This is a genomic window from Streptomyces eurocidicus (genome assembly GCF_002891295.1).
Lineage (GTDB): Bacteria > Actinomycetota > Actinomycetes > Streptomycetales > Streptomycetaceae > Streptomyces > Streptomyces eurocidicus.
Map to the genome: position 1 here is coordinate 205,749 of NZ_LGUI01000002.1, position 19,266 is coordinate 225,014.

The following is a 19,266-nucleotide window of genomic DNA, read 5'->3' on the forward strand; positions in this document are numbered from 1 at the left end:
CCGGCGGGCGGGTCCGGGCACCGGGGCGCCCGGACCCGCCCGCCGTCACCGGCGCAGGATCTTGCGGGCCAGCAGGTTGCCCAGCAGCTGGGCGATCTGCACGAGGACGATCAGCACCGCCACGGTCACCACCATCACCGAGGTGTCGAAGCGCAGATAGCCGTACGTCATCGCGAGGTTGCCCACCCCGCCGCCGCCCACGGTCCCGGCCACCGCCGAGAAGTCGATCAGGGCGACGAGCATGAAGGTGAAGCCCAGGACCAGCGGCCCGAGGGCCTCCGGGACCAGCACGGTCAGCACGATGCGCAGGGGGCTCGCCCCCATGGACCGGGCGGCCTCGACGACCCCGGTGTCCACGGCGAGGAGGTTGGTCTCCACGATCCGGGCGACGCCGAAGGTCGCCACCACCACCATGGGGAAGATCGCCGCCTCGGTGCCGATCATCGTGCCCACCACGCCCCGGGTCACCGGGGACAGTGCGACGATCGCGATGATGAAGGGCACCGGCCGGATGACGTTGATCAGCGCGTTGAGCACCGCGTACACCACGCGGTTGGGGAGCACGCCGCCCTTGCGGGTGGCGTAGAGGGCCAGGCCCACGGCCATGCCCAGCACCGCGGAGAGCGCCAGCGTGATCAGCACCATGTACACAGTCTCGCCGGTGGCGTCGACGACCTTGACCCAGAACTCGTTCCAGTCGACGCTCATGCCACGGCCACCTCTCCGGCACCGGCCAGCTCGGTGAGGAACGCGTCGATCGCGTCGTCCGGACCCCGGAGTTCGAGGGTCACGCTGCCCAGCGGGAGGTGCTGCACCTCACCGACGCCGGCGTGCGCGATCGCGAAGTCCAGCCCGTACCGGCGCAGCAGCCGGGACAGATCGGGCCCGTCCGCGCCGTCCCTGGTGACGGGCACGGTGACCAGCCGCCCGCCGTGCCGGGCGCGCAGCCGCTCCAGGGCCGCGCCCTCCGGCACGTCGTGGAGCGCGGAGCGCACGAACGACGAGGTGACGATGTGCTTCGGCCGGGCGAAGACGTCGTAGACGCCGCCGCTCTCCACCACCCGGCCGTCGGCCATGACGGCCACCCGGTCGCAGATACGGCGCACCACGTCCATCTCATGGGTGATCAGGACGATCGTGACGCCGAGCTCGGCGTTCACCCGTTCGAGCAGGTCCAGCACCTCGCCGGTGGTCTGCGGGTCGAGGGCGGACGTCGCCTCGTCGCACAGCAGCACCTTCGGGGAGGTGGCCAGCGCCCGTGCGATGCCGACGCGCTGGCGCTGGCCGCCGGAGAGCTGTTCGGGGTAGCGGCGCGCGTGGCCCTCCAGACCGACGAAGCGCAGTGCCTCGCCGGCCCGCTCGCGCGCCTCCCGGCGCGAGTGCCCGGCGAGCCCGAGCGGGTAGGCGACATTGCCCAGGACCGTACGGGAGCGGAAGAGGTGGAACTGCTGGAAGACCATCCCTATGGACCGCCGGACCGCGCGCCGCCGCCGTTCCCCGAGCGCGCCCAGGTCCTGCCCGTCGACGAGGACGCTGCCGGAGGTGGGCTCCTCCAGGTAGTTGATGACGCGCAGAAGGGTGCTCTTGCCTGCGCCGCTGTGGCCGACGATGCCGAAGACGCTGCCCCGCTCCACGGTCAGGGAGACGTCGTCCACCGCCCGGAACTCGGATTTCCGGTTGCCGTCCCTGGTGGGAAAGGTCTTGGTGACGTGACGGAGTTCGATCACCGGGATCAGCCCTTGCCCTGCTTCGTCAGCCGGCCGAGCTCCTGGTCCAGCTCGGCCTGCGGGATGTCCAGGACGTAGCGGGCCCCGTGCGCGGACTTGGCGACGGCCTCCTGGACCTTCTTCGTCCGGTAGAGCTCGACGACCTTCCGGACGTTCTCGGAGTCCTTGTCCTTGCGGTTGGCGGCGATGACGTTGACGTAGGGCCGGGCGGCCGCGCTCTCCGGCTCGTCGTGGAAGACGGCCTGCTCCAGCTTGTAGCCGGCCAGTTCGGCGACGCCCGCGTTGATCACCGAGGCCGCGGTGTCCTTGAGGCTGCGCGGGGTCTGCTGGGCGTCCACCGGGGTGATCCTGAGATGCCTGGGGTTGGCGGTGATGTCCTCGGGGGTGCCGTAGATGCCCGCCTTCCCCTTGAGCTCGATCAGCTTGGCCGCCTGCAGCACCAGCAGTGCCCGGCCCTGGTTGGACGGGTCGTTGGGGATCGCGACGCGGGCCCCGTCGGGGATGTCGTCGACCTTCTTGTGCTTGAGCGAGTACAGGCCCATCGGCGCCACCGAGGTGGAGGTGACCGGCACGATGTCGGTGTGGTTCCGGGCGTTGAACTGGCTGAGGAAGGCGAGGTGCTGGAAGGCGTTGAGCTCGATGTCGCCGTCGGCGAGCGCCCTGTTGGGCAGCTGGTAGTCGTCAAAGGTGACGATCTTGACGTCGAGGCCCTCCTTCTTCGCCTCCTCGGCGAGCACGTCCCACTCCTGGTCCGCGCCGCTGACCCCGATCCGCACCTGGTTCCCACCGCCGGAGTCCGACAGTCCGCAGGCCGACAGCAGCAGGGCGAGGGCGGCGGCGGTGGTCGCCGCCAGGACGCGTCGGCGGGGGAGGGGGAGTGTCATCGGTGGCTCATTCCAGGAGACAGGACGGTGCGAGGACGTGGCGGGGCACTGGGCCGGCCTCCGCGTCTTTCCGGGGATCGTATGAGCGAAACCGGAAAATACCTGTCAAGTGAAGGCAGGGTTCATGCCTCCGCAATAAAACGAAGGCATTTGCTGCGTTCTTATGAACGGCTGTGTCTCCGGCCGTGTCCCTGACCGTGTCCCCGGCCGCGTCCTCGGCCGGGTTTCGGCTGTGTCGTCGGCCGGCTGCTCGGCGCGCGTGGTCGCGTCCTCGACCGGGTCTTGCGCCGAGCCCGCCGCCCGTCCTCGGCGCCTCCTCAGGAGCCGCCGAGGAAGTCGACCAGCAGCATGTCCCGGACGCCGGTCGCGGCGCCGGACGCCGGCCGGACCGGGGAGACACCGTGCAGGACCCGGCGGTCGTCGAGGATGATCGTCTCCAGCGGCGCGGTGAGCACGGCCCGGTGCACGGGGCGCCGCTCCGGGTCGTAGAGACAGGACTCCGCGCCCCGCACGTCCTGGCGGCGGATCAGCACCTGGGCCACGTAGCAGTGCCCGTCCCGGTGGACGCCCTCCGGCGCGGGATGGCCCTCGGCGTTGACCGTCGCGACGACGCGGATCTGGTGCACGCCGCAGGTGTCGATGCCCGCGCGCGGGCCGGGCAGCCGGTCCAGGAGCGCGAGGACGACGCGGCGCAGCGGCTCGCCCGCCGCCACGGACGGGTGCAGCGGGGCGAACAGCCGCGCGACGCCGCCGTTCACCCGGTTCACCGACGCGTCCTGGAAGAAGGGGGCGTGGGGGAGTGGCGCCAGCCCCCGCGACCGGAGGCGGAACTTCCCGTACCGGCGGAAGCGGTAGGGCTTCTCCGTACCCAGGTGGGCGTCACCGGGCAGATCGTCCCAGGAGCCGAGGAACTCCGTCACCTCAGCCTCGGGGACCCCCGCCAGCGCGTCCGCCAGCGGGCCGGGGCCGAAGTGGACGAAGGGCGGCCGGGACACGGCACCGGGTATCGCCGGAAGCGCGTCGGGCAGCTCCCGCGCGCGCAGTGGACTTGAGGTCATCAGATGTCCTCGCCTTCGTACGGGCCGGGGGCGCCGGCCCGGTGCGGGCCCGCGCGGGCGGCGTCGGGTCGGGGGCGAGGAGGCCCCTCGTCCGACAGTAAGGCGAGAGCCGGGCGGACTGGCCTGAAAGTGCGCGGTGGACCTGAGGAACCGGCCGGCCGACCGCCTCAGGCGCCCCATCCGTCACGGAAGACGTACAACTTGCGCCCCCCAGGTGAGACCCGCGCCGAATCCCAGGAACAACGCCAGATCGCCACTGGTCACGGCCCCCGACTCGCGCAGCCGGGCGACGGCGAGCGGTACGGAGGCGGCCGAGGTGTTGCCCGTGTGCACCACGTCCCGGGCCACGACGACGTGTTCGGGCAGCTCCATGCGCTGCGCCACGGTCTCGATCATCCGCAGATTGGCCTGGTGCGGTACGAAGGCGGCGAGATCGGAGGGTCTTGTTCCGGCCGCGTCGAGCGCGGCCAGGGCGACCTTGGGCATCTCCTCGATGGCCCAGCGGAACACCTCCGGCCCGGCCATGCGCATGGTCGGCCACACCGTCCCGGGCTCGTCCCGGTACGCGAGCCAGCTGGCCGAGTGGGCGATGAGCTCGCGGCGGCCGCCGTCGGAGCCCCAGACCACCGGCCCGATGCCGCACTCCTCGCGCGGTCCCACGACCATGGCGCCGGCGCCGTCGGCGAACAGGATGGCCGCCGAGGGGTCCTCCGGGTCGACGATGTCCGTCATCTTGTCCGAGCCGATCACCACGACATAGCGCGCCGCGCCGTCCCGGACCATCGAGCCGGCCAGCGCCAGGCCGTAGCAGAAGCCCGCGCAGGCGGCGTTGAGGTCGAAGGCCGCGCCACGGGTGCCGAGCCGGTCGGCGATCTCCGTCGCGTCACCGGGGCTCTGCCGCAGCCCCGACATCGAGGCCAGCACGACCGCGCCGATCAGGCCGGGCTCCACACCGGCGTCGGCGACGGCCTTCCGCGCCGCCTCCACGGCCATGTCCACGACCGTCTCGTCCGCGGCGGCATAGCGGCGTTCCATGATTCCGGTGCGCCGCTGTATCCACTCCGCCGTACGGCCGGTGCGGGAAGCCACTTCCTCATTGGTGACGACGCGGTGCGGCCGGTAGGCACCTATACCCAGAATTCCCGCGTCCTGTGCGGTGGTTCGCTGTATCTGCATGGCAATACCAACCCTCGGTCCGTTCTGGATGCCGGTTGTCGCACGGCCGTCGAAGGGGCACCGGTCCTGGCGCGGTCGACGGAGGCGGGGCGCGGGCGCGATCAGTGACAGCCGGTCCGCGCCGGCCGGCGGACGGGTCCGGGAAAGGCGCTCCGGCCTTGATCCCGAAGGTGTGCGGAAACCCGGTCCCGACGGGCGGGACACTCGGGCGCCGGACGGCTTCCGATCCGGGCGAGAACTCCGGTGGCGATCACCGTGCCGCGCATACAGGCCCCCCCAAGCCGGAAACGTGAACTCACCCGCGGGAACTATCGCCGGGGTGGGTTGGAGTCCGCAACCCACCGGCATCCGGATGCCGAGTGTTGAACGTCACGCCTCTCCGAGGATTCGAACAAGCGTGATGCGGGTCACAAAAAATATTGCTTGCTTGGTATGGCGCGGCCCTTCTACGGTCACTCGTGTGATCCAACTCCTCGTAAAGACTGGCCTGTTGTCGACGATCGGGTTCCAGCACCGCGAGGGGTCCGCCCTTTTCGCTGACGGCGTTGTTCCGGTTGCCGGTTCGGAGGAGTCGTGACCTCTCTTGCAACACCGCTCTCACCTGCGGAACTACTGCGCCGACCGGTCTCCGGCGATATCGCCGCGGGAGCCCATCTGCAGGGCTTCGGAGGCTTGCACGGCGGCCTCACCCTCGCGCTGATGACCTCCGCGATGCAGGGATCGGTACCGGACATTCCGCTGGTGAGCACAACCGCCCGATTCCACCGGCCGATCGGCGGCGACTTCCGGGTGGAGACCTCGGTCGTTCGATCGGGTCGCACCATCTCGGCGGTCGGCGCACGCGCGACGACGGCCAAAGGAATTCATGTCGACGGCCAGGCGGTCTTCGGGTCGCTGAAGCCGGCGTCCTGGCGGACGTTTGCCCCGGTCGCACCGGTGGCGCCGCCTCCGGAAGACTGTGAAATCTTCACCATTCCACCCGAGTTCGTGGCGATTTCCACGTACATGGAGATTCGCCCGGTCGGCCCCAGCCGTCCCTATGCGGGGGGTGCGGAACCCGAACTCATCGCATGGATAAGGCTGGTGGAGGACGAGGAGCCGCCGGATGTGCTGCGCTTCGTCTTTCTGATGGATTCGCTGGCGCCTTCGTACGCGGCGGTGCTCTCGACCCTAGCCTTGGTGCCCACCGTGGAACTCACCGTACGGCCCGGCGGAAATCTCGCCCGGGCGGATTCGCCGTGGATGCTGCTGCGCGCGCGGACCCGGGCGGCCAGTGCCGACGGCTGGGTGGACGAGCAGATCGACGCCTGGGGGCCGGACGGCACCCACCTGGGTTCCGCCCAGCAGCTCCGCGTCGTGCGGACGGACTGACCGGCTTTACCGCGCACGGCACGAAAAAAGAATTCAGGACCCGCCATTGGCGCAATGACGGGTCTCAGTCACGAGGCCGAAGTGAACGGGCCGAAGCAAACGGGGGCGCTGTGGACCGCTTAGCGGGGTGGGCTCGTACGTCATTGCCCGCATCATTGCCGGAGATCCTGGAACACCGGGCGGCCCAGCCGCCGAGGCTGGCCTTCCGCTTCCTCCCCGACGGGACCGGCGACGAGCTGGTCGACTGGACGTACCAGGACCTCGCCGAGCACGCCGGCCGTATCGCCGCGGATCTGCTGGGCCGGGAGCTCACGGGCCGCCGCGTCGTCCTGGCCCTCGACCCCGGGGTGCACTACGTCGCCGCGCTCTTCGGGATATTCCGGGCCGGGGCCACCGCGGTGCCCTCCTTCCCGCCGACCGGCAAGCGCGCCGTGGCGCGCTTCGCTTCGATCGTCGAGGACTGCGCACCCGATGTGATCATCGCCGACACCCGGCTGGAGAGCCGCGTCGGTCAATTCGAGGCCGAACTACCGGAATCCGTGTCCCGCCCGCAGTGGATATTCGTCGACGACGCGTATTTCCGGGGCGCGGCCGCACCCGATCCGGAGCCCCCGAGGCTCGCCGGTCCGGCGCTGCTGCAGTACACCTCGGGCTCGACCGGGAACCCCAAGGGCATTGTGCTCACCCATGAAAACCTCGTCAGCAATTGCGTCACGCTTGAGGAGAACATGGGCTACGAGCCGGACCGGGTCGGCTGCACCTGGCTCCCGCCGTACCACGACATGGGGCTCATGGGCACCCTGTTGCTCGCGGTGCACGGTGGCTGGCCCCTGGTGCTGCTGTCGCCGGCGCACTTCGTACAGCAGCCGTACCGCTGGCTCAAGGCGCTCACCGACCACAAGGTGACGATTTCGGTCGGCCCGAACTTCGCGTTCGACCTCTGTACGTCGAGCGTCACCGACGAGGAGCTGGAGACGCTCGACCTCCGCCTGCTGCGGCAGGTCTTCTGCGGCTCGGAGCCCGTCTCCCGGGCCACCCTGGACCGGTTCCAGGAGCGATTCGGCCCGCGCGGCTACACCGAGACGTCCCTCATCCCCTGCTATGGGCTGGCCGAGGCGACGCTCTACGTCTCGGGCAAGCGCTCGGGCACCGAGGTCCGCACCCGGCTCCTGGACAAGGAGGCCCTGGAGCGGGGTTCCGTCCGCGACGCCGATCCCCTCGGCGCGGCCGCGACGGCGCGGATCGTCAGCTGCGGCGCCGTCGCCGCCGGCCACGAGGTGCTGATCGTCGACCCGGAGTCCCGGCGTCCGGCCGGTGCCGGGCGGGTCGGCGAGGTCTGGGTCCGCGGCCCCAACGTCGCCGCGGGCTACCTCGGCCGGCCCGAGCTCACCGCCGAGACCTTCGCCGCCCGCCTCGCGGACGGCGCCCGGCCGTCTTCGGGAAGTGAACAAACGTATCTGCGCACGGGAGACCTGGGCTTCCTGCTCGATGACGAGCTCTACATCACCGGGCGCCTCAAGGACCTCGTGGTCATCGCCGGCCGCAATCTCTATCCGCAGGACATCGAGCACTCCGTGCGCGAGTCCCACGACAGACTGCGCGGCTCCGCGGTCTTCTCCCGCCCCGGTGAGGCCGGCGAGGAACTGGTGGTCGTCGCGGAGTACCGCGGCACCGCACGTCAGCTGGCCGCCGAGGGCGGCGCGGTCCTCGACGCGGTGATCGCGGCGGTGACCGCCGACCACGGGGTCCGGCCGGCCGACGTGCACTTCGGGCCGGTCGGCGCGATCCCCATGACCACCAGCGGCAAGGTCCGCCGGGACGCGACACGGAAGGCATACGCCCAGGGGACGCTCAAGAAGCTGGCCCTGGCCACCGACGACAAGCCGCTGTCCGCGCGGTGACGGGAGTCCACCATGACCGTCTCTTCCGAGAGTTCACCCGGGACCACCCCCGGGAGCTCCCCCCGGCCGGCCGGTGCCGCGGGCCCCGCCGGTGCCCCGGCCGGTGACACCGACGCCTCGGCGCGAAGACTCGCCTACGTCACCGTCGGCGTGCCCACCCTCGGCTTCGCCGGAGCCGTGGTCTTCGCCTTCCACTACGGCATCAGCGCCGTCGACATCGGGCTGCTCGCCGGCATGTACCTGGTGACCTCGCTGGGGGTGGAGGGCGGCTTCCACCGCTTCTTCTCCCACCTGTCCTTCACGGCCAGGCCCGGCGTCACCGCCTTCTGGGGGATCGCCGGGAGCATGGCGGCGCAGGGCCCGATCGTCTTCTGGGTGGCCACCCACCGCCAGCACCACGCCTTCACCGACCGCGACGGCGACCCCCACTCGCCCCGCCCGCTCGAGGACGGCCGGCGCTTCCCCCGGGTACGCGGCTTCTGGCACGGCCACGTGGGCTGGCTGTTCACGGTCCGCCGGCAGAACTGGAGCAAGTACGTCCCGGACCTGATGCGCAACCGGCTGGTGATGAAGATCAACCAGTACTACTTCGGCTGGGTCCTGGCCGGTCTGGCGCTGCCCGCGCTGCTGGGCTGGGCGCTCACCGGCGGCAGCGCCCGCGGCGCGGCCGGCGGCCTCCTCTGGGGCGGTCTGGCCCGGATCTTCCTGCTCGACCATGTGACGTGGAGCGTCAACTCGATCGGCCACACGCTGGGCAACCGCCCGCACCGGACCCGTGACGACAGCCGCAACGTGGCCGCCCTCGCACCGTTCTCGGTCGGCGGCTCCTGGCACAACAACCACCACGCCAAGCCGGCCCTGGCGCACAACCGGCACACCTTCTGGCAGATCGACATCGCCGGGGGCGTCATCCGGCTGCTGGACGTGCTCGGCCTGGTCTCCCATGTCCGCTACCCCAAACGCGCACGGTCAGAGTAGAAAAGGAGTGGCCCTCGTGTCCTCGGCAACAGCTGATCCGCTGGCGGCGGCAATCGTCAAGCTCGACCCTGCCAGCCGCCGCATCAAGAGATTCTCCGCGCTGACCACCATGACGCTGCCGCTGATCGGCACCCTCGCGGCGGTCTGGTTCCTGTGGACCGGCAACTTCACCACCACGGACCTGGTCCTGTTCGTCGTGATGTATTTCGTCCACATGGGCGGCATCACCATCGGCTTCCACCGCTACCTCTCGCACAAGGCGTTCAAGACCTCGCGTGTGTTCGAGGGCATCATGATGATCACCGGATCCATGGGTGCCCAGGGCCCGCTGATGTTCTGGGTCACGACCCACCGCCGGCATCACCGCTTCAGCGACCGCGACGGCGACCCGCACTCCCCGAACCTGCACGGCCGGAGCCTCCGGGCCCGCCTGCGGGGGCTGTGGTACGCGCACATGCCCTGGATGCTGAGCGACGAGACCTCGAAGTGGACCGTCTTCGCCCCCGACGTCCTGCGCGACCGCCGGCTGATGTGGTACCACCGCACCTACCCCGCCTGGGTGCTCACCGGCCTGCTGATCCCCACCGTGATCGGCTTCGCCGTCGGCCATACCCCGATGTCCGCCCTCACCGCGCTGGTCTTCGGCGGATTCGCCCGTATCTTCGTGGCCAACCAGGCCGCCTGGTGCGTCGGTTCGGTCTGCCACGCCATCGGCAGCCGCCCCTTCAACAACGACGACCGCAGCGCCAACAACTGGCCCGTGGCCGCCTTCACCTTCGGCGAGGGCCTGCAGAACAACCACCACGCCTTCCCGGGCTCGTACCGCCACGGCGTCACCTGGTGGGAGCCGGACCTGAGCGGCTGGCTGCTCTTCGGCCTCGGCAAGGCGGGCGTCGTATGGGAGCTGCGCGAACCCGACCAGGCGACCATCGCCAGGAAACGGGCGATGAAAAAGGCCGCCTGAGCGGCCCCGCTCCCCTCCACCCCACCCAGTTCCCGCACCACCTCCCGGCAGGAGCCACACCACCCATGTTCGGACGCAAGAAGGAAACGCAGCTGACCGGCCCGCTCACGGAGGACTCCCTCCGGCAGTGGCTGGTCGACCACCTGGCACAGCGGATCGAGGTGTCGCCCGCCGAGATCGACACCACCAAGTCCTTCGAGGCGTACGGGCTCGACTCCCGCGTCGCCGTCCAGGTCTCGGGCTCCCTGGAGAAGGTCGTCGAGCGCAGGCTCTCGCCCGGCCTGCTCTACGAGCACCAGACCATCGACGACCTGAGCCGCTACCTCGCGCAAGAGCTCAGACTGTCCGGCCGGACCGGCTGAAGGGATCGCCACGATGGCCGCTTACAACTTTCCGTCGGCACCCGACGAGAACTTCAAGGAATTCCTCCGGAAGTCGGAGAAGATCGAGGGGGAACGCCTTCAGGCGGCCATCCCCCGGGACTACTTCGAGCCCCGGGTGGCCCGCGGCATCCTCGGCTTCGCCGTCAGCTGGGCGCTCTACATCGGGGCGACCGTCGGCGTCGCCTACGCACCGCACTGGCTGCTGTGGATCCCGCTGTGGATCGTCGCCGGCCTCGGCGGCTGGGGACTGCACTGCATCGCCCACGACTGCGGGCACGGCTCCTTCTCCCGGTCGCGCAAGTTCAACTTCGCCGTCGGCCATGTGTCGCTGCTGCCCCTGATCTACCCCTTCCACGCCTGGCGGCACGTCCACAACCTGCACCACAGCCACACCAACAACCTGGAGCTGGACACCGACTGGCGTCCCGTCCCGGCGGCGCTCTACGACCGGATGCCCTTCCACGAGAAGGTCATCTACCACGGGACGCGCACCTGGGCGTTCTGGGGCGGCACCATCAACTACTGGCGGGAGTCCGGCTTCCGGCCGAGCTATTTCCCCAAGCGCGAGGCGCGCCGCGACGTCCGCCGGTCGATGCTCTTCGTGCTGGCCGTGTGCGCGCTGTACTTCACGCCGCTGATCTGGTTCACCGGCTTCACCGGCTTCCTGATCTACTTCGTCGCGCCCTGGCTCGCCACCCACGCGTGGTTCAGCGCGACGACGCTGATGCACCACAGCTCCAGCGACGTGCCGTACCTGACCAACGAGCACTGGACGCGCAACGCGAGCCGGCTGCTGGTGACGACCGACTACGTCTACCCCAAGTGGCTGCTGTTCCTCACCCACAACATCTCCATCCACACCGCGCACCATGTGGCCCCGGTCGTGCCCTACTACAACCTCCGCAAGGCCCAGGCGGCCCTGAAGGCGGCGTACCCGGGCATGGTCCGCGAGGAGAAGGTCAGGATCGGCCAGCTCGCCCGGATCGTCCGGCGGCTGCACTTCTACGACACCGAGTCGGGCTACTACACCGACTTCTCCCGTACCCGCATCGCACCGGCGGAGGCCGAGCCGGTGCCCGTGAAGACCTCGTGATGACACCACTCTCCCTCCGACGGTTCGCCCACGCGGCGGTCGGCGCCCTCGCACCGGGCATCGGCGGCCGCTGGGCGACCGACGTGTTCTCCCGCACCCGCAAGCTGGGTGTCCGCCCCGACAACGTCCTGCCGCTCGGCGCCCGCCGGTTCGCCATCGAGGGCAACCCCGATGTGCGCGGCGGCTATCTGTGGGGCGAGGACGAGGGCCCGGACGGCGCGCCCGCGCCGACCGCGCTGCTCGTGCACGGCTGGGGCGCGGACAGCTCCAGCATGTACTCCCTCATCGCCCCGCTGCGCGAACTCGGCTACCGCGTGGCCGCGTTCGACGCCCCGGCCCACGGGGTGTCCGAGGGCAAGCGGGCGACGATGACGCAGTACACGGCGGCCACCCGGGCGGCGCTGGACTCGCTCGGCGGGGCGCGGGTGATCGTCGCGCACTCGCTGGGCTCGATCGCCGCCGTGGCCGCCCTGGCCCTGCGACCGGACCCGCGCGTCGACTGCCTCGCCCTCGTCGCGCCCACCTGCACCCTGAACGCCGTCCTGGACACCTGGGCGGAGCACGAGCTGCGGCTCGCCCGCCCGGTCCTCGACCGCATCTACCGAGAACTGCACCGCCGCAACGGGGTGCCCGTCAGCCACTGGGACGTCGTCGGCCTCGGCCGCGGGCTCCCGTGCCCGGTGCTGGCGATCCACGACCCCGACGACCCGGTCGTGCCGTTCCACGAGGCCGAGGTCATCGCGGCCGGCCTGCCGGACGTCCGGCTCGAAAGGGCCACCGGACGGGGCCACATGGGGATCCTCATGTCGCCCGAAGTGAAGAGCGCCGTCTCCGCGTTCGTCGCCGAACACGGATCCAGAACTGGAGAGACCATCGCGTGAGCGAGGACATGGGCAAGAGGGCATGGATGTGCCTGGTGTGCGGATGGGTCTACTACGAGGCCCTCGGACTCCCCGAGGAGGGCATCGCCCCGGGCACCCCCTGGGAGCAGATCCCCGACACCTGGGAGTGCCCGGACTGCGGCACCACCAAGGCCGACTTCGTGATGGCACCGCTGTAGCCCCGGAGATCCGCACCGCCCGCCGGCACCCGCCGGGAACGTTCGAGGAGGAGAGCAGATGAGCACACCGGTGACGGACCCCGGCGCCGCGATGACGGCGCTGATGACCCCGGAGGGCAAGCGCGACCCGTACCCCCTCTACGAGGCGCTCCGCGCGTACGGTCCGCTGCTGCGGCTCGGTCCGGACCAGCTGGTCGTCACCGGCCACGCCGAGTGCTTCCGCGCGCTGCGCGAGCCCGGGCTGCTGTCCACCGACGGGGCCGTGCAGGACAGGATGATGCCGGGCTGGCGCGAGCACTCCTCCTGGGTCTGGCTGGCCCGGAACATGCTGTTCAGCAACTCCCCGGACCATGAGCGCTACCGGCGGTTCTTCAGCGGCGCCTTCACCCCGCGGCGGATCGCCGGGATGCGGCCCGTGGCCGAGGGCCTGATCGACGGACTGGTCGAGCGGCTGGCCGGGCTCGGCGCGGACGGCGCCCCGGTGGACTTCATGGCGGAGTTCGCCTTCCGGGTGCCGATGGCCGTGATGGGTGCGCTGCTGGGCATCCCGGAGGAGGACCAGGCGGCGTTCCGGGGCCCCGTCGGGGACATCACCACCGCCCTGGAGCCGATCCGCGACCTCGCCCAGCTCGACCGGGGCGACGGCGGCATGGACCGGATGGCCGCCTACTTCACCGAACTGGTCGCCGCCCGCCGGGCCGCACCGCGCGACGACCTGGTCAGCGAGCTGACCCGGGCCCGGGACGAGAGCGGCGAGCTCAGCGAGGAAGAGCTGATCGCCAACTTTATGCTGCTCCTGGTCGCCGGGACCGAGGCCCCCATGGACCTCATCGGCAACGCGCTGCGGCTGGCCCTCGACCACCCCGAGCACGCCGACGGGCTCCGCGAGAACCCCGGGCTGGCCCCCGGTTACATCGAGGAGACCCTGCGCTTCGACCCCGCCGCCCAGGCGCTCAACAGGATGGCCGCGACCGACATGGAGTTCTGCGGCGTACCGCTCACGGCGGGGACGAAGGTCACCCTCCTCATCGCGGCCGGCAACCGCGACCCGCGCCGGTTCCCCGACCCGCTGCGGTTCGACCCGTACCGCACGGGCAACCACGCGCTGACGTTCAGCGGCGGCGCGCACTTCTGCCTCGGCGCGGCGCTGGCCCGGATGCAGGCGGAGACCGCGCTGCCGAGGCTGCTGCGCCGGCTCCCGGGGATCGGGCCGGCGGGGGAGCCCGGCTTCCGCGACCAGCTGGTGCAGCGGGGCTTCGACCGGCTGCCGGTGAAGTGTGGCTGACGCCTCTTCATGAAGCCGGGGGCCGTCCGCGAGGGCGCGGTATGCTCGCGTGAGTTGGAAAAACCAACTCACTAATGAGGAGAGCGATGACTCAGACCGCCGCCGGTGAGGCGGGCAGCGTCACCAAGCCCCGGTTCGGCCCGGTGTTCGCCGTGGTGGTGGCCGGCGTGGCGATGTCCAACCTCGACATGTTCATCGTCAACGTCGCCCTGCCCGACATCGGCGCACGGTTCTCCGGGTCGTCGCTGGCCTCGCTGTCGTGGATCCTCAACGCCTACGCCGTGATCTTCGCCGCGCTGCTCGTCCCGGCCGGCAGCCTCGCCGACCGGACCAGCCCGCGGCAGGCGTACCTGCTGGGCACGGCCGTCTTCACCCTCGCCTCCGCCGCCTGCGCGGTGGCGCCGGGGGTATGGGTCCTGGTCGCCGCCCGGGTGGTCCAGGCCGTCGGGGCGGCGATGCTGATCCCGTCCTCCCTGGGGCTCCTGCTCGCCGCCGCCCCACCCGAGAAGCGGGTCGCCTCGGTGCGCGCCTGGACCGCCATCAGCGGACTGGCCGCGGCGCTCGGCCCCGTCATCGGCGGCCTGCTCACCCAGCTCGACTGGCGCTGGGTCTTCCTGATCAACCTGCCCATCGGCGTCTTCGCCCTCGTCGTCGGCGCCCGGGTGCTGCCGCGCACCCCGTCCCGCCCGACCGCCGACCGGCTGGACCTCGCCGGCGCCGTGCTGCTCACCCTCGGCATCGCCGTCGTCGCCCTCGGCCTGGTCAAGAGCGGCGACTGGGGCTGGGCCTCCGGCGGGGTCCTCGGCTCGCTGGCGGCCGGCGCCGTCCTGCTCGGCTGCTTCGTCGTCAGCTCCGCCCGCCACCCGTCCCCGATCCTGCCGCTGGACCTGCTGAGGATCCGGCCCGTCGGCCCGGCGACCTTCGCCAACCTCCTGTTCGCGGTGGCCTTCGGGGCGATGCTGCTCTCCGCGGTGCTCTGGTGCCAGCAGGTCTGGCACTGGTCACCGCTGCGCACCGGCCTCGCCATCGCGCCCGGCCCGGTGATGGTCCCCGCCTTCGCCATGGGCGTCGGCCCGCTCATCCGCAGGATCGGCTCGGGCGCGGTCTCCGCGATCGGCTCCGTGCTCTTCTGCGTGGGCATCGGCTGGTGGATACTCCGCCTGGACACCGCGCACGACTACGTCGCCGGCTTCCTCCCCGGCATGCTCCTCACCGGCGTCGGGGTGGGCCTGGTCGTACCGACCCTCGTCGGCGCCGCCGTGACCGCCCTCCCGCCGCAGAGCTTCTCCACCGGCTCGGCCGTGGTCACCATGGCCCGCCAGGTCGGCTCCGTCCTCGGGGTGGCCCTGCTGGTCGCCTTCCTCGGCACCCCCGGCGCCGGCGACGCCGTCACGGCCTTCGACCACGGCTGGGAGTTCACCCTCGCCGCGTCCGGGCTCTCGGCGCCGGCCTGTCTCTTCATACCCCGGGCCGCGAAGAAGGCCGCCGCCTGACGATCCCCCCGGCACCCGATACCACTCTCCCACCCCCGGCCGGACGGCCGCCGCGCCCCGAACGCGAGCGGCCGTCCGGCGTTTTCGCGTGTATTGACACAGGGCCGGGTGATCGACAATGCTCATTCCACTAGCTGACTAGTTAATTAGCAAGGTGGTCGATGGTGGGGATACCTCCGGACGGCGGCGGAAGCCGCTGGGCGATAGAGGCACACGGGCTCGGCAAGCGCTACCGGCGGCGCTGGGCCCTCCGTGACTGCTCGTTCCGGGTGCCGGCCGGCGCCGTGTGTGGACTCGTGGGGTCGAACGGCGCGGGCAAGAGCACCCTGCTGAACCTGGCCGCCCGCGTCACCCGGCCCTCCGGCGGGAGCCTCCGGCTGTTCGGGACGCCCGTGGCCGAGGCCGGTGTGCTGGCGCGGTGCGCCTTCCTGGCACAGGACAAGCCGCTGTTCCCGCGCTTCACTGTCGAGGACCACCTCCGGCTGGGCGAGGAGCTCAACCCCCGGTGGGACCGCGCGGTCGCGACGCGGATCGTACGCTCCGGAAAGGTGCCCCTCCACGCGCGGACGGCGGCCCTCTCCGGCGGCCAGCGCTCCCGGGTCGCGCTCGCCCTGGCCTTCGGCAAGCGCCCCGACCTGCTGCTCCTGGACGAACCCATGGCCGAGCTGGACCCGCTCGCCGCCCATGAGATCGCCGGGCTGCTGATGTCCGAGGCCGCCGAGCAGGGCACGACCGTCGTCATGTCCTCGCACCAGCTGTCCGACGTGTCCACCATGTGCGACTACCTGCTGGCCCTCGCCGACGGCCGGCTCCGGCTCGCCGGCGAGGTCGACGCGCTGCTGTCCGCCCACAGCCTGGTGACCGGGGCCCGCCTGGTGGACGGCGTCCCCCCGGAGCTCGCCCGGCACACCGTCGTCGAATCGCGCGTCGTGGGCCGCCAGTTCACCGGGCTGATCCGCCCGGACGGCCCGGTGGAGGGCGACTGGAGGATCAGCGAACCCACCCTCGAAGAGGTGCTCCTCGGCTGTCTGAGGTCGCCCGGAGCACCCCCGCTGATCACGGCCGGAGCCCGGCCCGACGGCTACGACGAGCACGGCACCCCGGAGGTGGCCGCATGAGCACGACCGTACGGCAGGCGGCGCACCCCGAGGCCGGCAAGCGGCCGCCCCGCGTCATGCGCGGCATGGCCTGGCTGGTCTGGCGCCAGCACCGCACCGCCTTCGTCGCCTGCCTCCTGCTCGCCGCCGCCTCCTGCGTGAACATGCTGTGGCAGCGCGGCGCGACCCGGGACCTCCTCGCGCGCGGGGCCGACGGCACGGCCGTCGACCTCCTCCAGCTGTTCCAGGGCTCGCAGAACTCCGCCTTCCAGAGCGCCACCTGGACGCTGTCGATGGCGCCCGTCGTCGCCGGAGTCTTCCTCGGCGCCCCGCTGATCTCCGGCGACCGCGAACGCGGCACCGTGAAGCTGGTCACCACCCAGTCGATGACGCGCGGCCGCTGGATCCTCACCAAGCTCGGCCTCGCGGCACTGGTCACCCTCGTCTGCTCGGTCGCCCTCTCCGCCGTCTTCACCTGGTGGTGGGAGCCCGCGCACCGCTACGTCAACAGCGGTCAGTGGGACGCCGCCAGTGTCTTCGACAACACCGGCCCCATGCTGCCGGCGATGGCGCTGCTCCACTTCGCCGTGGGCGCGGCCCTCGGCATGTTCGTCCGCCGCACGGTGACCGCCATGGTGCTGACCTTCGGCTTCGCCTACGCGGCGGACATCCTCTGGGACACCGTCCGGCACCGGCTCGGCACCGCCCGGGTCCTCACCTCCCCGGTGGAGGCGGGCCCGCCCCCGCTGCCGGAGGGCGCGGTGCGCCACGACGAGTGGACCGTCGACGCGCACGGCGGACTGCACGGCTTCGGCACCTGCTTCAACGAGCGCACGCCCGAGGGCTGCCGGGCGAACGAGGGGATCGTCGCCCACCGCCTGGAATACTTCGGATACGACCAGATGAACGCCATGCAATGGACGGGCGCCGCGATCCTGCTGGCCCTGGCCGCCGCGATTCTCACCCTCACCGTGTGGTGGGCCCGCAGGCGTCCCCTGTGAGCCGTGCCGTCATCGGGTCGACGCGCACACGGATGGATTGAGGGGGCCGGCACATGGTCGCGTTCAGGATCGACCGGCACAGCGGTATGGCCGCCTATCTGCAGATCGTCCAACAGGTGCAGGAGGCCCTGCGGCTGGGCATCCTCGCCGTGGGCGACCAGCTGCCGACCGCGGCGCGCGTCGCCCGGGACACCAAGCTCAACCCCAACACCACGCTCAAGGCGTACCGGGAGCTCGAACACCTGGGGCTCGTCGAACCCCGCCCCGGCGTGGGGACGTTCGTCAGCGCCGTCCCGGCGCAGGCCCGGCCGCTCGGGGACTCCCCGTTCCGCGGGGAGCTGTCGGACTGGATGGGCCGGGCGCGCGCGGCGGGGCTCGACTGGGCGGACGTCTCCGCCCTGGTCACGGCGGCCCGCGCCGAGCACTATCCCACCGCCTGACCCGGGGCCCCGGCCCGCGCCCTGCCGAAGCCCGTCCCGCGCCGTCACGCCCGGCCCGGACCACCCGGGCACCCCGGCCACCATCCGAAGAAACGGCATGAAAAACGTTATGAGAACGGTGAAACCGGATCTGATACCCGGCTCCTCCGCGACGGGGACCCGCGCCCGGCCGTCGTGGAGGAAGCCGGAGCCCAGCTCTCCGGCGAAACGTATCTTCGCCCAGGTGCGGCCCGCGTTCGCCGTCTACGCCGGCACCGCCGCGCTCCATCTGCTCCTGCTCTCCGTCATGAGCGGACCGGACGGCCCCGGCCTCCGCGAGAAGCTGCTGGCCTGGGACGGCGGCCTCTACGTCGACATCGCGGAGCACGGCTACCCGGACTCCTTCAGCTACGGCGAGGACGGCCGGCTCACCGGCAACAACCTGGCCTTCTTCCCGCTGTTCCCGACGCTGATCCGGGTGGTCCACACCGTCACCCGCCTCGACCACGGGACCTCCGGCATCGTCGCCGCCCACCTCTCGCTGATCGCCGCGCTCGTCCTCGTGCACCGCCTCGTCGACGGGCTGTACGGGCGCCGGACCGCGACCGTCACCCTCGTCCTGCTGGCCGGGGCGCAGCCGATGGCCCTGGCCTTCCTGATGTCCTACAGCGAGGCCCTCTTCCTGGCGCTGGCCGCCGGAACGCTCCTCGCCGCGCACCGCCACGCCTGGCTCACCGCGGGCGCCCTCGCCCTGCTCACCGGCCTGACCCGGCCCGCCGCCGCGGCCACCGTCGCCGCCCTGGCCGTCGCCGCCGGACTGCACCTCCTCCGTGAGCGCCGCGTCACCTGGCGCCCGGTCACGGCCGTCGCCCTCGGCTGCGCGGGCACCCCCCTCTACCTGTGGTGGGTGGGGTGGCGGCTCGGCGAGCCGGGCGCGTGGTTCCGTGTCCAGGAGGCCGGCTGGGGCACCCACTGGGACAACGGCGCCGCCTTCCTGGACTTCCTCGGCGAGACGCTCCGGCGGGGCGAGGGCTGGGTGGCCGTGAGCACCGCCGTCCTCCTCCTCGGCCTCCTCTGCGCCACCTTCCTCACCTGGCACCGCGGCACCTGGCCGCCGCTGCTCGTGTACGGCACCGGCATCGTCGTACTGACCCTCGCGCAGAGCAACTACTCCCACTCCAAGCTGCGGCTGCTGGTCCCCGCCCTCCTCTTCCTGCTGCCCGCCGCCCGCGCGCTCGCCCGGGCCGCCGACCGCACGGTGGTCGTCTCCCTGACCGCCGCCACCCTCTTCGGCTGCTGGTACGGGGCGTACATGCTCACGGCCTGGCACTACGCCATCTAGCGCGGTATGCGGTTACGGAGGTCCCGGATGCGGG

Annotated in this window: 19 protein-coding genes; 14 read left to right on the top strand and 5 right to left on the bottom strand. The window is 71.5% G+C overall.

Annotation, left to right across the window (positions count from 1 at the left end):
- Window positions 1-45 precede the first annotated feature (45 nt).
- From AF335_RS05895 to AF335_RS05915, 5 genes are all read right to left on the bottom strand, one after another.
- A complete protein-coding gene (locus AF335_RS05895) occupies window positions 46-708 on the bottom strand; it encodes a methionine ABC transporter permease (RefSeq protein WP_102917218.1) in 663 nt (220 codons plus the stop codon).
- A complete protein-coding gene (locus AF335_RS05900; protein ID WP_102917219.1) occupies window positions 705-1,727 on the bottom strand; it encodes a methionine ABC transporter ATP-binding protein in 1,023 nt (340 codons plus the stop codon). Before AF335_RS05900 ends, AF335_RS05895 begins: the two co-directional genes overlap by 4 nt.
- Before the next feature lie 5 nt (window positions 1,728-1,732).
- Window positions 1,733-2,611 carry a MetQ/NlpA family ABC transporter substrate-binding protein gene (locus AF335_RS05905; RefSeq protein ID WP_102917220.1) on the bottom strand — a complete coding sequence of 293 codons (879 nt, stop codon included), beginning with the start codon at window positions 2,609-2,611 and terminating at the stop codon, window positions 1,733-1,735.
- A gap of 317 nt (window positions 2,612-2,928) precedes the next feature.
- Entirely contained in the window at window positions 2,929-3,669 is a 741-nt protein-coding gene (locus AF335_RS05910; RefSeq protein WP_170127606.1) for a 2OG-Fe dioxygenase family protein, read from the bottom strand.
- 183 nt (window positions 3,670-3,852) lie between these two features.
- On the bottom strand, window positions 3,853-4,845 hold the full coding sequence (locus AF335_RS05915) for a beta-ketoacyl-ACP synthase III (RefSeq protein WP_184743653.1): 993 nt from the start codon (window positions 4,843-4,845) through the stop codon (window positions 3,853-3,855).
- A 573-nt stretch (window positions 4,846-5,418) separates the two neighbouring features.
- Here AF335_RS05915 and AF335_RS05920 point away from each other — a divergent pair.
- From AF335_RS05920 to AF335_RS05985, 14 genes are all read left to right on the top strand, one after another.
- On the top strand, window positions 5,419-6,216 hold the full coding sequence (locus AF335_RS05920) for a thioesterase family protein (RefSeq protein ID WP_244926933.1): 798 nt from the start codon (window positions 5,419-5,421) through the stop codon (window positions 6,214-6,216).
- A gap of 143 nt (window positions 6,217-6,359) precedes the next feature.
- Complete coding sequence (locus AF335_RS05925) at window positions 6,360-8,117, top strand: fatty acyl-AMP ligase (protein WP_221505520.1); 1,758 nt, start codon at window positions 6,360-6,362, stop codon at window positions 8,115-8,117.
- Window positions 8,118-8,129: 12 nt separating this feature from the next.
- Window positions 8,130-9,095 carry an acyl-CoA desaturase gene (locus tag AF335_RS05930; protein ID WP_102917223.1) on the top strand — a complete coding sequence of 322 codons (966 nt, stop codon included), beginning with the start codon at window positions 8,130-8,132 and terminating at the stop codon, window positions 9,093-9,095.
- Between the two features lie 16 nt (window positions 9,096-9,111).
- Window positions 9,112-10,059, top strand: coding sequence for an acyl-CoA desaturase (locus AF335_RS05935; RefSeq protein ID WP_244926934.1), 948 nt, complete (start codon window positions 9,112-9,114; stop codon window positions 10,057-10,059).
- 65 nt (window positions 10,060-10,124) lie between these two features.
- Entirely contained in the window at window positions 10,125-10,421 is a 297-nt protein-coding gene (locus AF335_RS05940; RefSeq protein ID WP_102917225.1) for an acyl carrier protein, read from the top strand.
- Window positions 10,422-10,434: 13 nt separating this feature from the next.
- Window positions 10,435-11,535 carry a fatty acid desaturase gene (locus AF335_RS05945; protein ID WP_102917226.1) on the top strand — a complete coding sequence of 367 codons (1,101 nt, stop codon included), beginning with the start codon at window positions 10,435-10,437 and terminating at the stop codon, window positions 11,533-11,535.
- A complete protein-coding gene (locus AF335_RS05950) occupies window positions 11,535-12,416 on the top strand; it encodes an alpha/beta fold hydrolase (RefSeq protein WP_102917227.1) in 882 nt (293 codons plus the stop codon). The genes AF335_RS05945 and AF335_RS05950 overlap by 1 nt, the downstream gene beginning before the upstream one ends.
- Window positions 12,413-12,595, top strand: a complete 183-nt coding sequence (locus AF335_RS05955) for a rubredoxin (protein WP_376697840.1) — start codon at window positions 12,413-12,415, stop codon at window positions 12,593-12,595. The genes AF335_RS05950 and AF335_RS05955 overlap by 4 nt, the downstream gene beginning before the upstream one ends.
- Before the next feature lie 58 nt (window positions 12,596-12,653).
- Window positions 12,654-13,880 (top strand): cytochrome P450, encoded by a 1,227-nt coding sequence (locus AF335_RS05960; RefSeq protein ID WP_102917228.1) that lies wholly within the window; start codon window positions 12,654-12,656, stop codon window positions 13,878-13,880.
- An 86-nt stretch (window positions 13,881-13,966) separates the two neighbouring features.
- The gene (locus AF335_RS05965) at window positions 13,967-15,373 is read left to right on the top strand and encodes an MFS transporter (RefSeq protein WP_102917229.1); all 1,407 of its coding nucleotides are present in this window, start codon (window positions 13,967-13,969) and stop codon (window positions 15,371-15,373) included.
- Between the two features lie 161 nt (window positions 15,374-15,534).
- Window positions 15,535-16,491, top strand: coding sequence for an ABC transporter ATP-binding protein (locus tag AF335_RS05970; protein WP_102917230.1), 957 nt, complete (start codon window positions 15,535-15,537; stop codon window positions 16,489-16,491).
- Window positions 16,488-17,471, top strand: a complete 984-nt coding sequence (locus tag AF335_RS05975; RefSeq protein ID WP_102917231.1) for an ABC transporter permease — start codon at window positions 16,488-16,490, stop codon at window positions 17,469-17,471. The genes AF335_RS05970 and AF335_RS05975 overlap by 4 nt, the downstream gene beginning before the upstream one ends.
- Before the next feature lie 53 nt (window positions 17,472-17,524).
- Window positions 17,525-17,911 carry a GntR family transcriptional regulator gene (locus tag AF335_RS05980; RefSeq protein ID WP_102917232.1) on the top strand — a complete coding sequence of 129 codons (387 nt, stop codon included), beginning with the start codon at window positions 17,525-17,527 and terminating at the stop codon, window positions 17,909-17,911.
- A 223-nt stretch (window positions 17,912-18,134) separates the two neighbouring features.
- A complete protein-coding gene (locus AF335_RS05985) occupies window positions 18,135-19,232 on the top strand; it encodes a hypothetical protein (RefSeq protein ID WP_244926935.1) in 1,098 nt (365 codons plus the stop codon).
- Window positions 19,233-19,266: the final 34 nt, after the last annotated feature.